Source organism: Dietzia sp. NPDC055343 (assembly GCF_053645265.1).
In genome coordinates, this window is record NZ_JBSHMJ010000012.1 from 38094 (window position 1) to 52309 (window position 14216).

Consider the following 14216-nt stretch of genomic DNA (forward strand, 5'->3'; position numbering starts at 1 on the left):
AGTCGACGACCGGCGATCCCCGCCGGCGCGTGCCCTCCACCGATGCCGTGCTCCGCGACCCGCGCCTGGCCGACTCGCTCGCCGGGCTGGGCCGCGAGCTGGTCAAGGCACGGATCCGGGACGCGCAGGGCCGGGCACGTGCCGGCGATCTGCCCGCGGACGAGATCGTCGACGCCGTGCTGGCCGGCCTGCCGTCGGCGCCGGTCTCGCTCAGCCGCGTCCTCAACGCGACCGGGGTGCTGCTGCACACCAACCTCGGCCGGGCGCCCCTGTCGGCGGCCGCCGTGCGTGCGCTCGGCGAGGCCGCCGGCACCAACGACGTCGAGCTGGACCTGGCCACCGGACGGCGGGGTCGCCGGGGCCGGGGTGCGCTGGACGCGCTGCGTGACGCGGTGCCGACAGCGGGTGACGTCCACGTCGTCAACAATGGTGCGGCGGCGCTCGCCCTCGCCGTCACCGCGCTGGGCGGCCCGGGGCGCACGGTGGTGATCTCGCGCGGGGAGATGATCGAGATCGGCGACGGCTTCCGCCTGCCCGAGCTTCTCGAGTCCACCGGCACCCGGCTGCGGGAGGTGGGCACCACCAACCGCGTCCGCGTCGAGGACTACCTCGCCGCGATCGACGAGACCACGGCCTTCGTGCTCAAGGTCCACCCCTCGAACTTCCTCGTCAGCGGCTTCACCTCGGTCGTGCCGGCCGCGCAGCTCGCCGGCCACGGCGTGCCACTGGTGGTGGACATCGGGTCCGGCCTGCTCGCCCCGCACCCGGTGCTCCCCGACGAGCCCGATATGGCGACGATGCTCGCCGCGGGTGCCGACCTGGTGACCTCCAGCGGCGACAAGCTCCTCGGCGGACCGCAGGCCGGGATCCTGGGCGGGGCCGCCGACCTCGTGCACCGGCTGCGCCGTCACCCGCTCGCCCGGGCCTTGCGCGTGGACAAGCTCACGCTCGCCGCGCTCGAGGCCACGCTCCGCGGACCGCGCCCGCCGGTCATCGAGGGACTCGAGGCCGACGCGGGCGGTCTTCTCGAGCGGGCGCGGCGCCTCGCCGACGACCTCACCTCCGCCGGGGTGCCGGCCGAGGCCGTCCGCTCGGTCGCGGCGGTCGGGGGCGGGGGCGCGCCGGGTGTCGACCTGCCGAGCGCGGCGGTGGCTCTGCCGGAGCGCTTCGCCGACGCCCTGCGCGCGGGACGACCCGCCGTACTGGGACGCGTCACCGAGGGGCGGTGCCTGCTCGATCTCCGGGCGCTGCCCACCTCGGACGATCCCGAACTGCTCCGACTGGTGATCGCGGCCCGGGAGCGCGCCTGATGTTCGTGGTGGCGACCGCCGGCCACGTGGACCACGGCAAGTCGACCCTGCTGCGGGCGCTCACCGGTGAGGAACCCGACCGCTGGGCGGAGGAGCGGCGGCGCGGGCTGACCATCGACCTCGGGTACGTCTCCGCCACGCTCGACGACGGGCGGACCGTCGCGTTCGTCGACGTCCCCGGCCACCGCCGGTTCATGCCGAACATGCTCGCCGGGATCGGCCCGGTGCCGGCGGTGCTCTTCGTGGTGGCCGCCGACGACGGCTGGATGCCGCAATCCGCCGAGCACCTCGACGCGCTCGTGGCGCTGGGCGTGCGGCACGGCGTCGTCGTCGTCACCCGCAGCGACCTCCTGGAACCCGACCTCGCGCTGGCCGAGGCGCGCACCGCGATGGCCGGCACCCCGCTTGCCGACATACCGGCGGTGTGCGTCTCCGCGGTCACCGGCGCCGGCCTCGACGAGTTGCGTGCGGAACTGGTCCGCCTGGGCGCCGCACTGCCCGAGCCCGACCGGGAGGCGGACGTCCGTCTGTGGGTGGACCGGTCGTTCACCATCGGAGGCTCCGGCACCGTCGTCACCGGCACCCTTCCCGCCGGGACGGTGCGCACCGGCGACGCGCTGGAGGTCGGACCCGGGGGGCCGCGCGTCGCGGTGCGCGGCCTGCAGTCGCTGGGGGAGGCGCGCGACGAGGTCGCGGCGGTGGCGCGGGTGGCCGTCAATCTACGCGGCGTGGCCGCAGACGACGTGCCCCGCGGGACCGCTCTGCTCACGCCCGGCCGGTGGCGTCCGTCGTCCACCCCGGACGTGCGCGTGGACCCCGGCGCCGACACCGCCGACCTGCCCGGGCAGGTGACGGTGCACTGCGGCTCCGCGGCCGTGACGGCACACGTCCGCCCGCTGGACGCGCGACACGCACGACTCGCCCTCGCCGAGCCGCTGCCGCTGCGCGTGGGCGACCGGCTGATCCTGCGCGAGCCCGGTGCCGAGCGAATCCCGGCGGGTGCGGTCGTCCTCGATCCCGCGCCTCCGGAGCTGAGCCGACGCGGAGCGGCTCGGCGCCGGGCGGAGGTGCTCGCCGCCACCCCCGAGGAGCCCGATCTGGGGTCCGAGCTGCGTCGACGCGGCGTCGCGCACGTCGACGACCTACGGGCGTTCGGCGTCGCCGACGTGCCGGCGGCCGACGAGATCGGCGGCTGGCTCCTCGACCGCGACGCCCTCCCCGGCCTGGTGGAGCGCCTCGTCTCCGCGGTCGAGGACCACGACCGACGCGATCCGCTCGACCCCGGGCTGCCCACCGAGGCGGCCCGCCGCGCCCTCGACCTGCCCGACGCGCGGCTGCTGACGGTGGTGCTCGCACATCCTGCCGCGTCGGGTCTGCGGACGGACGGCGGCCGTGTCGTCACCGGTGGCGGCGGTCCGGGGCTGCCCGAGCACGTCCGGACCGCGGTCGCCGGGCTGACCGAGCGGTTCGCGGCGCGACCGTTCGACGCCCCGAGCGCCGACGAGCTCGCCGGACTCGGCCTGGGTACGCGGGAACTGGCGGCGTGCGTGCGCGCGGGCCTGGTCAGCCGGATCGGGCCTGGCGTGTGGCTCGGGCCCGACGCCACGGAGGCCGCGGTCGCCGAGCTACGGCGCCTGCCCCAGCCGTTCACGCCGAGTACCGCCCGCACGCACCTGGGCACCTCGCGACGCGTCGTGATGCCCCTACTCGAGAAGCTCGCCGAGGAGGGGCTCAGCCGCCGGGTCGGCGATGACGGGCACGTGGTGGACTAGACCTCACTGAACGCTTCGCCACCGCCCCGGGCGTCGCGACGCTGTCGCTGTGGCACGACGGTGTACTTCGGGTCCTTGGTCGACTCCATGCCGGCGTGGAACACGGCCCACCGGGTGGACGCAGAGCCGGCCGCCAGTGCGAGACCCGAGATGGCCGAGGCCACGCGGCTGCGTCTGCCGAGGACCGCGCCGACCGCTCCGACGATGGTGAGCGCGCGGGCGGCGGCGTGGTATCTGCCGGCTCGGCCCCGGTGGAGTGGCTCCGCGGTGATCCCCATCGAGCGCTGCATGAACTGCTCGGCGCCGAGTTCCAGCAGGGCGCCGCCGACCGCGAGGCGGCGCGCGGGCCCGGTCTCGTGCAGTGGGTTGAGGAGCATGCCGACGCCCCCGGACGCGGCGGCGGCGCTGCCGACAAAGACGAAGGGCAGTTCGTGACGGGCCTCGTGCCAGCTCGGCACGGCGGTGTCGGTGAGGAGGACCGCCGTGTAGGAGGCGACGGCCGGCGCGATGGCGGCGGCGACGATCCCGGCGGGCGTGGACGCGCGGTCGATGAGGCCGATCGGCAGCACCCCGGCGAGTCGTCCAGGGAGCAGGGGGACGACCTCGCGGCCGAGGGCGAGGCCGACGAACGGCCCGTAGGCGGACAGGATCCAGGTCCCCACGCTCATCGGCGAGGTCGGCTTGAACACCCGCAACATGTGGTGGAAGCGCTCCGGGCGACCCAGGTCGTTGACGAGAAAGTACAGGCTGGCCGTGATGCCGCCCAGCGCCACCACCCGCGCGGAACGCCGCTGCGCGGGGAGTCCGGCGAGATCCGCACCCGCGGCGAGCAGCGAGGACCCCGCCGCGAGGCCGCCGAGGAACAGGTAGGCGGGGATGTCGGCCTCCCACGGCGGGGCCTTGACGATGGGCTTGCCGTAGTAGGACTGGAACTCCGCCTCCGGGACCATGAGCTGCTCGCGCCCCCCGCGGCGACGCCGGCGGGTACGCGAACGCTGTTCAGAGTCGGTCATCAGGGTCGTCCCCCGGCGGCGAAGGCGACCACCGCGCCGCCGAGCAGTGTCGCGGCGGCGAGCGCGGCCTGTCGCCACATCGCCGGGGCGTGACGCGTGGTCACCACGGGATCCGGCGGCAGACCGTACACCTCGGGGTCGTCGAGGAGCAGGAAGAACGCCCCGGTGCCGCCGACGCCGTTGCGGGCGTCGTGGCCGTACAGCTGGGCGCGGGGTTCCCCGGCCTCGACGAGCTGGTCCAGACGCCCGACGGCCCGCTCGCGTAGTTCATCGAGGTCACCGAACTGGATCGAGTCGGTGGGGCAGGCCTTGGCGCACGCGGGGGTCATCCCCTCGGTGAGCCGGTCGTAGCAGAGGGTGCACTTCTGGGCGATCCCCACGGCGGGGTCGCCCGCGGGGCCGGGGCGTCGCTCGATGACCCCGTACGGGCAGGCGGAGACGCAGTAGCCGCAGCCGTTGCAGATGTCGTTCTGCACCACGACGGTGCCGAACTCGGTGTGCGCGAGCGCGCCGGTCGGACACACGTCGAGGCACGCCGCGTGAGTGCAGTGCTTGCACACGTCCGACTCCATGAGCCACCGGAAGTCGGTGGCGTCCCCAGCGTCTGCAGTGTCTCCGGGCAGGGTCGACGTGGGCAGGCCCAGATCGACCGGGGGCGCGGCCCCGAGCCCGGCGCCGGCCCCGGTATCGGGAGCCGGGCTCGCCGCGGCCAGGCGGGCCGGCACCTCCTGCTCGATGAACGCCACGTGCCGCCACGTGGACGAGCCGAGTGAGCCGGTGTTGTCGTACGAGTTCCCGGTGAGCTCGAGGCCGTCCTCGGGGATGAGGTTCCACTCCTTGCACGCCACCTCGCAGGCCTTGCAGCCGATGCACACCGAGGTGTCGGTGAAGAAGCCCTTGCGCGGCGGCGGGTCCTCGTAGCCGCCGTCGACGGCGGGGTCGACGTCACCGAAGAAGGACCGTCCGAGGTCGGACAGGAAGGCGGACATGGATCAGCTCTCCGTTCCCGGTTCGGTGCGGATTCCCGCTCGGCGACGATAACCCTCGACGAACTCGAGGAGCGCGGGGCCGCGCGGACGTCGTCCCGCGACGATGTCACAACTCGTGGCCTTGGTCGCCGGGATCGACACGTTGGGGTCGAGGTTCTGCGGCAGCAGGTCGTTGGCCGGGTCGCCGATGCTCACGCCGTTGCCGCCCCAGTGGTAGGGCAGGCCGATCTGGTGGAGCGTGGCGCCGTCGATGAGGAGTGGTCGCATCCGGCGCGTCACCAGCACCCGCGCCTCGATAGCCGAGCGTGAAGTGACGATGGTGGCCCAGCCGCCGTTCTCCAGGCCCCGCTCGGCGGCCAGCTCGGGGCTGACCTCACAGAAGAACTCCGGCTGCAGTTCGGACAGGTACGGCAGCGTCCGGCTCATCGCCCCGGCGGTGTGGTGTTCGGTGAGGCGGTAGGTGCCGAAGACGTAGGGGAACACCTCGCTGCCCGGCTCTCCGTGGCCCGGTTGGGTCATGTTGTACGGGCCGGGCCGCGCATGCCCGGCGGGGTTGGAGTTCTGCTCGGGGTAGATCGGGTTGCGGGTGGGTGACTCTGGAGGTTCGTAGTGCGCGGGCATCGGCCCGTCCGCCAAACCCCGGGGCGCGTAGAGCCAGCCGCGACCGTCGTCCTGCATGATGAACGGCTCCGCGCCGCCGATGGCGGCCTCCGCGACCGCGCCCTCCGGCGGTTCGTAGTCGGGCGCCTTGCCCGCCTCGAAGTCGGGCACGTCGTCGCCGACCCATCGGCCGGCGCCGTCGTCGGCGTCCGGGTCCCATCGCAGTAGCGCCTTGCGCTCGCTCCACGGCCGCCCCTCGGGGTCGGCGGAGGCGCGGTTGTAGAGGATCCGCCGGTTGGCCGGCCATGCCCAGCCCCACTCCAGGGCCAACTCGTTCTGTTCGTGCCGCGGCTTGCGGCGCGCGGCCTGGTTGACGCCGTCGGCGTACACGCCGCAGTAGATCCAGCAGCCGCAGCGGGTGGAGCCGTCGTCGGCGAGCTGGGTGTACGTCGACAGCGGCTCGCCGTCGGCGCGGCGGCCGTTGATCTCGGCCAGCACCGACTCGGCGTCGGGCTCGTCGGTGCCGTGTTCCATGGGGTAGTCCCACGTGAGGTCCTGCAGGGCCCGGTCCCGCGGGTCGGTGGAGTCGGCCAGCCGCTCCTTGAGTATGCGGCCCAGGTGGAAGTAGAACCACAACTCGCTGCGGGCGTCCCCGGGCGGCTCGACCGCCTGATGGCGCCACTGCAGCATGCGTTGGGTATTGGTGAACGAGCCCTTCTTCTCCACGTGGTTGGCGGCGGGGAAGAAGAACACCTCGGTACCGATGTCCTCGGTGCGCATCTCTCCGGTCTCGATCTCGGGGCCGGACTCCCAGAAGTCGGCGCTCTCGATCATCACCAGGTCCCGCACCACGAGCCAGTCGAGATTCGCCAGGCCGGCGCGCTGCATCCGGCCGTTGGCCGTGCCCACGGCCGGGTTCTCGCCGACGAGGAAGTAGCCGCCACCGCCCTCGTCGATCTGTCGCTGCACCGTCGAGGTCGAGTCGTGTTTGCCGGTGAGGCGCGGCAGGTGGCCGAAGCAGTAGTCATTCTCCGCGGTCGCCGCGTCGCCCCACCACGCCTTGAGCAGGCTCACGGTGTACGACCGCATATTGCCCCAAAAGCCCTTGGCCTCCGCATCGGTGCCCACGTAGGAGTCGAGGTCGTGGTGGTGCGAGGCGTTGGGGGTCGGCAGGTAGCCGGGCAGCAGGTCGTACAGGGTCGGGATGTCGGTGGAGCCCTGGATGCTGGCGTGCCCGCGCAGCGCCATGATCCCGCCCCCGGGCCGCCCGATGTTGCCCAGGAGTAGCTGGAGGATCGACGCGGTGCGGATGTACTGCACACCGACCGTGTGCTGGGTCCAGCCGACCGCGTAGCAGAACGCCGAGGTGCGGTCGCGGCCGGAGTTCTCCGCCAACGCCCGGGCCACGCGGAGAAAGTCGTCGGCGGACACACCGCAGGTGCGCTCCACCATCTCCGGCGTGTAGCGGCTGAAGTGCCGCTTGAGGATCTGGAAGACGCAGCGGGGATCCTGCAACGTGTCGTCCCGCGGCGGGGCGGCGGTGGTCGAGGACGCCCGGGCGCCACCGGATCCCGCGACCTCGGTGGGGTTCTGCTCGGTGCCGTCGTCGGCGCCGCCGCTCTCGTGCGGTCGCTGGTCGTGCGCGCCCTCGTACTGCCACGAGTCGACCTCGTACTGGTTGCCCTCGTCATCGAAGCCGGAGAACACCCCGGCCAGGTCCTCGGTGTCGAGGAACTCCTCGTCGATGAGCATCGGCGCGTTCGTGTACGCGACTACGTACTCGTGGAACCACGCGTCGTGGGTGAGGACGTAGTTGATGAGCCCGCCGAGGAACGCGATGTCGGCGCCTGCGCGGATCGGGACGTGCAGGTCGGCCTTGGCGCTGGTCCGCGTGAACCGGGGGTCGACGTGGATCACCGTGGCGCCCCGACGCTGGGCCTCCATCACCCACTGGAAGCCGACGGGATGGGCCTCGGCCATGTTGGAACCCTGGATGACTATGCAGTCGGAATTCGCGAGATCCTGCTGGTAGTTCGTGGCACCACCACGCCCGAATGAGGTTCCCAGACCGGGAACGGTGGAGGAGTGTCAAATGCGGGCCTGGTTCTCCACCTCGATGGCGCCGAGCGCCGTGTAGAGCTTCTTCATGAGGTAGTTTTCCTCGTTGTCCAGCGTCGCCCCGCCGAGGCTGGCGACCCCGCGGGTACGCCGGACGGTGTCGCCGTTCGCGTCGGTTTCCTCCCAGAACCGCTCACGGGAGTCGAGCACGCGGTCCGCGACCATCTCCAGCGCGGTGTCGAGGTCGAGTTCCTCCCACTCGGTGGCGTACGGCTTGCGGTGCAGCACGGTGGTGATCCGGCCGGGATTGGTTACGAGCTGCTTGCTCGCCGATCCCTTGGGGCAGAGGCGGCCGCGGGAGACGGGGCTGTCGTCGTCGCCCTCGATCTGGATGACCCGCCCGTCCTTGACGTAGACGTTCTGCGCGCAGCCGACCGCACAGAACGGACACACGCTCTTGACCACTGCGTCGGCGGTGGCGGTACGTGGGGTGATCTCGAGGTGGCGTCGGGACCGGGTGGCCGCGCCCCGCCCGAGGAGGTCGCCGCCGGTGAGCTGGCGCCAGACGGGCCAGTTCTGCGGGGCGCCCCGCCGCGCCAGCGTCGGCCGGGACGGACGCCCCGGCTGGGGCGGGGAGTGGGGCTCGTGCGGCGACATCGACACCTCCAGACTCGTTGACCACCGCCCATGTAACGCCAGTCACGCCAGTTACCGCAACCGTTTGACCGATCATCCAGTCGCAACCGGTTCCGTTGTGGGCAATCGGCAGCATGATGGAGGGGGTGGACGATCTTAGACCGACTGACGGAGACGAGACGGGCAGCGAGGACGAGGTGGCCGGGGTGCCGCCTCCGGGCGAACAGGCGGCCGCCGCGGCGAAGGCCAGGCGGAACAGTGCGGAGGAGAGCCTCGCAACCGTCGGACTCATGGCCGATCCAGGAATGCCCAGCATGGTGGCGGCGGCGATCGCGGACGAGCTCGCTGACGACCTGACCCGGGAGCTCGGGGGCCGGTGGCGGGTGGAGTCCGGCCAGGAGACGCTCCCGCTCGCGCCTGACGGTGAGATTCGTCTCACCGACCACGCGCCCCGGTTGCTGCAGGAACATGACTGGGACTTCGTGCTGTATCTGGCAGATCTCCCCACCCGCCCTCAGGGGATTCCGCTGCTCTACGACGTCAGCGGCTCCACCGCCGCGGCGCTGGTGAGCATGCCGGTGCTCGGCGCGTTCCGGGTGCGGTCGAGGTTACGGAAGCTCGCCCTGCGGCTGGTGAGTTCCGGTATCCATCGGGACGGGCTGGGTGCGCCCGGCACCGATGACCTCCCGCCCCCCGAGCAGCGCGGCTTCGGTTCCGAGATGCGCCTGCTGGGGGGCATGGTGCTCAACAACAGGCCCGCGCGCATGATGACGGCGCTGTCCGGTGTGGTCGCGGCCGGCGCGGGCTCCGGTGCCTTCGGCATCTTCTACGGCAGCATCGCCTCGCTGGCCGTGGAGCTGCATCCACTCCGCCTGCTCCTCATCAGCCTGTTGAGTGTTCTCACACTCGTGACCTGGCTCATCCTGCGCAACGGCCTGTGGAACTCGGGCGACGACGAGGTCACCCCGGCTAACCGGCGGATGGACAACGCCGCCACGGTCCTCACCGTCGGGACCGGCGTGGGCATCATGTACGTCGGTTTGCTGGCGGCGATGTTCCTGCTCGCGCTCGCGGTGATGGACGCTGACTACCTGCAGAACCAGCTCGGCAGGCCCGTGCGGCTGATGGACTACGTCCACCTCGCCTGGCTCTCCAGCTGCCTCGGTGCGTTCGCCGGCGCACTCGGCTCGAACTTCGACAACGAGGACTCCGTCCGCGAGGCCACCTACAGCCTGAGGTGGCATGAGAGACGCAAGATGTTCGACAACTACGCCAAGCGCGAATCCGACCGACGCGAACAGCAGGAGCAGGAGCGGATCGAGCGCGAACACGACGACGGCGGGAGCGACGACGAAGCCCGGGGCCGCGACGGCGGGAGCGATGACGGCGGTCGCGACGCGGTGGAGGACGACCGGCGGAGGGGGTAGACAAGGAGCCATGACCATCATGACCGTCTCCGCCCCGACGTTGCCGGAAGCTTGCGGCGAGCTGTCGGACGCGGTCGTCGCGGCGCTGTCCTCCGGCGACACCTCGGCGCTGCCGGTGGTGTCCTCCGATCCGATGGGTCGGGATCTTCAACTCGCCTTGCAGACGCTCTACGAGCTGCACTACCGAGGTTTCGCCGGCGTGGACGCCGGGCTCGAGTGGGACCCGGAACTGCTGCGGCTGCGTGCCGCGCTGGAGGCGCGCTTCCTCGCGTATCTCCGCGACAACGTCGAGCCGGGTGACGATCCGGTCGCCGAGATGGACGCGTTGTCCGTGGAGACCACCTCGGGGACGGGGCCGTCCTGGTTCCTGAAGGACGAGGGGACCTGGGACCAGATGCGGGAGTACTTCGCGCACCGCTCGCTCTACCACCTCAAGGAGGGCGATCCCCACGCCTGGGCGATCCCGCGGATCCAGGGGCAGGCCAAGGCGGCATTCGTCGCCGTGGAGTTCGACGAATACGGCGGTGGGCGCGGCGACCGCGTGCACCAGCAGCTGTGGGCGGACCTCATGACGGCCGCGGACCTCGACCCGACCTATCTCGCATATCTCGACCGGGTGCCCGCCGAGACGCTTGCGACCGTCAACCTCATGTCGCTGCTCGGCCTGCACCGCTCGAGGCGGGGCGCGACGCTCGGGCACTTCGCGGCCATCGAGATCACGTCGTCACCCGGGTCGGCCCGGTTCGTCGCGGGGTTGCGGCGTCTGGAGGCGCCAGAGGAGTGCGTGCACTTCTACGCAGAGCACGTCGAGGCCGACGCCGTGCACGAGCAGGTCATGCGACACGACGTGATCGGGGACCTGCTCCGCCGGGAGCCCGAGCTGGCCGCCGACGTGGTATTCGGGATGCGGTCACTCGCGTATCTCGACGACCTCGCGGGTGACCGGTTGGTTGCGGCGTGGCGGCGCGGGGAATCGTCGCTGGTGGCCTGAGCCAGGCTGGACTCGGGTCGCCTCCCGACCGCGGCCCGTGGAAACGCGACCGCCGCCCGGCCGCGGCCCGACCGAACTCGAACCGCCGCCTGACCGGCGCTCAGTGGTCGTCCGTGGGCCGGACCTTCTTGCGATGACTGGTGTCGCACAGCGGGTAGTTCCGGCTGCGTCGGCACGCGCAGACCGCCACCATGAAGCGGTCCGAGCTCACACATTCGCCGTCGGGGGTGACGATCTCCACGGGGCCCTCCACGAGGACGGGCCCGCCCGGCACCACGCGGACGACCCGGGGCTCGCGGTCAGACGCGGTGGGCACGGATCACCACCAGCTCCTCCGTCCGCCGGCCGGGCTCGAGCAGGCCGGACGCCTCGAGCTCGCCGGCCCGCGCGGTCATCACCGGACCGAAGTCGATCATCTGGCGGGCCGCGGTGTGGGCGATGAAGCCCGAGTCGGTGAGCATCTGCACGGTCTGCTGGGGCGCGGAGAACTCCGACTGGACGAGCAGCAGGGCGCCCCCGGGCGCGATCAGCCCCGGCGCGAGGGCGCAGAGTTCGTCGAGCACCACCCGACCGTCGGCCCCGGCGTCCCACGCGCGGTCGGGTCCGGTCCCGGCCGGCGGCAGCGTCGACGGCACGTAGGGCGGGTTGGTCACCACGAGGTCGAAGGGCCCGTGCTGCGCGGCGTCCTGCAGCGTGCCGAGCCGGACCTCGACGGGGAGCCCGCTGGCCGCCGCGTTGCCGGAGGCACACTCCACCGCGGCGGGACACAGGTCAAACGCGAGGACCTCCCGGGCCCCCAGCCTGGCGGCCTCGAGTGCGAGCACCCCGCTGCCGGTGCAGATGTCGAGGACACGCCGCCCCTCGGCCAGCCCGCTGGCCTCGAGCACGCCGCTCAGCAGCCAGGAGTCCTCCTGCGGCGCATAGACACCGTCGGTCACCTGCAGGGGAATGGTGCTACGTAGTGGTGCTGCCATCTCGCCTCCGGTCGGATCGCGGGTGAGGCCACGAGTCAATCCCGACCCCCGCGGTGCCGCAACCGGACGGCACGGGCCGGCGCACGCGCCGACGGGTCTCGGCGCCTACTTCCAGTACAACCCGCCGGGCACGTCGCCGCCGCCGGTGAGGGCGCAGGTGAGGATGGTGCCCTCGGGCCCAGGCACGGCGATACCCTCCTGCGAACACGGGCCGCCGGGCCGCGCCTGCCCGATGCCTGCCTCGACTCCGCCCGCGGGCTGCCACAGCGGCCCGGCGAGGGGGTCCTCGGTGCAGAACAGCGGCGAGCCGTCCTCGGCCTGGGCGACCTCGCCCACCATGTGGCAGGGCCCGCCGGTGCTCACGACGTTGGCGGGCAGCTCGGGCGCGGGGGCCGGGGCGGGCGCGGGGGTCGTGGTGGTGGCCGGCGCCGAGACGGGATCGGCCGTCGCCGCGGGGGTCGAGGTGGTGGGGGAGGACGACGACGACACCGTCGTCGTCGACCCCGTCGGCGAGGTGTCCGGGTCGTCCACCGGGTCGGCGGAGCAGGCGGCGAGCGCGAGCCCGGCCGCCACCGCGAGTGCGATGACGGCCGGGACACGGCGACGTCCCGTGGTGGTGTGCGGGCGGTTCGTCGCGGTGTGGTTCATGTGTTCCGATTTCTCTCGCGGGTCAGGCCCCGATGATGAAGGCCTCGAGCTCGGCGCGGGCCTTGTCGTCCGGCATCTGCTCCGGCGGCGACTTCATCAGGTAGGCCGAGGCGGGCAGGATCGGTCCGCCGATGCCGCGGTCCTTGGCGATCTTGGCCGCGCGGACGGCGTCGATGATGATGCCGGCCGAGTTGGGGGAGTCCCACACCTCGAGCTTGTACTCGAGGTTCAGCGGCGCGTCACCGAAGGCGCGTCCCTCGAGACGAACGTACGCCCACTTGCGGTCGTCCAGCCACTCGACGTGGTCCGACGGGCCGATGTGCACGTTGCGGTCGTGGATCTTGCCCTTGAGGGAGCCCTCGAGGTTGGAGGTCACGGCCTGGGTCTTGGAGACCTTCTTGGACTCGAGACGCTCCCGCTCGAGCATGTTCTTGAAGTCCATGTTGCCGCCGACGTTGAGCTGGTAGGTGCGGTCCAGCGCGACGCCGCGGTCCTCGAACAGCTTCGCCATCACGCGGTGGGTGATGGTGGCGCCGACCTGCGACTTGATGTCGTCACCGACGATCGGGACGCCCGCGGCGCGGAACTTCTCGGCCCACTCGGGGTCCGAGGCGATGAACACGGGCAGGGCGTTGACGAAGGCGACATCGGCGTCGATGCAGCACTGCGCGTAAAACTTGTCGGCCTCCTCGGAGCCGACGGGCAGGTAGGACACCACCACGTCGACGCGGGCGTCCTTGAGCGCCTGCACCACGTCGACAGCCTCGGCGGGGGACTCCTCGATGGTCTCGCGGTAGTACTTGCCCAGGCCGTCGAGGGTCGGGCCGCGCTGGACGGACACACCGGTGGGCGGCACGTCGCAGAGCTTCATGGTGTTGTTCTCGGAGGCGAGGATGGCCTCCGCGAGGTCCATGCCGACCTTCTTGCCGTCCACGTCGAACGCGGCGACGAACTCGACGTCGTTGACGTGGTAGTCGCCGAACTTGACGTGCATGAGGCCGGGGACGGTCGAGTCGACCGCCGCGTCCTTGTAGTACTCCACGCCCTGCACGAGCGAGGACGCGCAGTTGCCGACGCCGACGATCGCGACGCGCACCTTCTGGTCGGTCATTGGGGTTCTCCTTGTGATGGGTTCTCTGTCTGGATGAGTTCGTTGATCCACCGCAGCTCGCGTTCGCTGGTCTCGAGTCCGAGCAGGGTGAGCTGCCGGGCGTAGCGCAGTTCGGTGGGGCCGGTGCGTGCGGCGGCGTCGCGCTGGCCCTCGCGGCGTTCCTCCAACACCCGGCGCCGGCCCTCGAGCAGGCGCACCCGGGCGGGCCCGGGCGTGCCGTCGAAGAAGGCCAGGTGCACCCCGAAGCCGTCGTCGGTGAACGACGCCGTGCCGGGCTCGTCGAGCAGCGCTGCCAGGGAGTCCTTGCCCCGCGTGGTGATGCGGTAGGTCTTGCGCCCGCGCCGCGCGGTGGCGGGTGGGCGCGTGACCGTGGCGGCCGAGGCGTCCTCGACGATGTCGCCCTGCTGCTGGAGGCGGCGCAGGGTCGGATACAACGAACCGAAGGAGACGGTGCGGACCGTGCCGAGCATCTCGGACAGTCGCTTACGCAGCTCGTAGCCGTGCATCGGCCGCTCGTCGAGCAGGCCCAGAATGGCGAGTTCGAGCACCCATCTCCTCCTTTCGTGTTCTCGCCTGCGGGTGTCCGCCTGCGACGACGGTCGATGCTACACCCCGTGATGTATCGAACCGATATAACCCGCTGTGGCATCGCCTCGACGAGTCCGCCCGGTCCGCGCCCGGTCCGGG

Annotated in this window: 12 protein-coding genes; 4 read left to right on the forward strand and 8 right to left on the reverse strand. The window is 72.0% G+C overall.

All coding sequences use genetic code 11. The annotated features are described in order from the left end of the window. Positions 1 to 29: 29 nt before the first annotated feature. Together selA and selB are read left to right on the forward strand one after the other, a co-directional pair. Positions 30 to 1310, forward strand: coding sequence for an L-seryl-tRNA(Sec) selenium transferase (selA, locus tag ACWIE7_RS07930; RefSeq protein WP_454068971.1), 1281 nt, complete (start codon positions 30 to 32; stop codon positions 1308 to 1310). Next, positions 1310 to 3082, forward strand: coding sequence for a selenocysteine-specific translation elongation factor (selB, locus tag ACWIE7_RS07935; RefSeq protein WP_454068972.1), 1773 nt, complete (start codon positions 1310 to 1312; stop codon positions 3080 to 3082). Before selA ends, selB begins: the two co-directional genes overlap by 1 nt. On the opposite strand, the gene nrfD is transcribed toward selB, so the two are convergent. The 3 genes from nrfD to fdh are packed head-to-tail and all read right to left on the reverse strand — an operon-like array spanning position 3079 to position 8342. Then, positions 3079 to 4095, reverse strand: a complete 1017-nt coding sequence (gene nrfD, locus ACWIE7_RS07940; RefSeq protein ID WP_454068973.1) for an NrfD/PsrC family molybdoenzyme membrane anchor subunit — start codon at positions 4093 to 4095, stop codon at positions 3079 to 3081. The genes selB and nrfD overlap by 4 nt on opposite strands. Then, positions 4095 to 5084 (reverse strand): 4Fe-4S dicluster domain-containing protein, encoded by a 990-nt coding sequence (locus ACWIE7_RS07945; protein WP_454068974.1) that lies wholly within the window; start codon positions 5082 to 5084, stop codon positions 4095 to 4097. The genes nrfD and ACWIE7_RS07945 overlap by 1 nt, the downstream gene beginning before the upstream one ends. Before the next feature lie 3 nt (positions 5085 to 5087). Continuing rightward, positions 5088 to 8342: a formate dehydrogenase gene (gene fdh, locus ACWIE7_RS07950; RefSeq protein ID WP_454069002.1), complete on the reverse strand. Its 3255-nt coding sequence runs from the start codon at positions 8340 to 8342 to the stop codon at positions 5088 to 5090. A gap of 182 nt (positions 8343 to 8524) precedes the next feature. Here fdh and ACWIE7_RS07955 point away from each other — a divergent pair, with 182 nt between their 5' ends. Together ACWIE7_RS07955 and ACWIE7_RS07960 are read left to right on the forward strand one after the other, a co-directional pair. Continuing rightward, positions 8525 to 9805 carry a hypothetical protein gene (locus tag ACWIE7_RS07955; RefSeq protein ID WP_454068975.1) on the forward strand — a complete coding sequence of 427 codons (1281 nt, stop codon included), beginning with the start codon at positions 8525 to 8527 and terminating at the stop codon, positions 9803 to 9805. Positions 9806 to 9815: 10 nt separating this feature from the next. Next, the gene (locus ACWIE7_RS07960; protein ID WP_454068976.1) at positions 9816 to 10796 is read left to right on the forward strand and encodes an iron-containing redox enzyme family protein; all 981 of its coding nucleotides are present in this window, start codon (positions 9816 to 9818) and stop codon (positions 10794 to 10796) included. A gap of 100 nt (positions 10797 to 10896) precedes the next feature. On the opposite strand, the gene ACWIE7_RS07965 is transcribed toward ACWIE7_RS07960, so the two are convergent. The 5 genes from ACWIE7_RS07965 to ACWIE7_RS07985 all read right to left on the reverse strand — a co-directional run bounded on the left by ACWIE7_RS07965 (position 10897) and on the right by ACWIE7_RS07985 (position 14077). Then, positions 10897 to 11112 carry a CDGSH iron-sulfur domain-containing protein gene (locus ACWIE7_RS07965; RefSeq protein WP_454057956.1) on the reverse strand — a complete coding sequence of 72 codons (216 nt, stop codon included), beginning with the start codon at positions 11110 to 11112 and terminating at the stop codon, positions 10897 to 10899. Then, positions 11096 to 11770: a HemK2/MTQ2 family protein methyltransferase gene (locus ACWIE7_RS07970; protein ID WP_452098202.1), complete on the reverse strand. Its 675-nt coding sequence runs from the start codon at positions 11768 to 11770 to the stop codon at positions 11096 to 11098. The genes ACWIE7_RS07965 and ACWIE7_RS07970 overlap by 17 nt, the downstream gene beginning before the upstream one ends. A 105-nt stretch (positions 11771 to 11875) precedes the next feature. Continuing rightward, positions 11876 to 12418 (reverse strand): hypothetical protein, encoded by a 543-nt coding sequence (locus ACWIE7_RS07975; RefSeq protein ID WP_454057954.1) that lies wholly within the window; start codon positions 12416 to 12418, stop codon positions 11876 to 11878. A gap of 22 nt (positions 12419 to 12440) precedes the next feature. Continuing rightward, on the reverse strand, positions 12441 to 13529 hold the full coding sequence (locus ACWIE7_RS07980; protein ID WP_230929768.1) for an inositol-3-phosphate synthase: 1089 nt from the start codon (positions 13527 to 13529) through the stop codon (positions 12441 to 12443). Further along, positions 13526 to 14077: a PadR family transcriptional regulator gene (locus ACWIE7_RS07985; protein ID WP_454068977.1), complete on the reverse strand. Its 552-nt coding sequence runs from the start codon at positions 14075 to 14077 to the stop codon at positions 13526 to 13528. Before ACWIE7_RS07985 ends, ACWIE7_RS07980 begins: the two co-directional genes overlap by 4 nt. Positions 14078 to 14216: the final 139 nt, after the last annotated feature.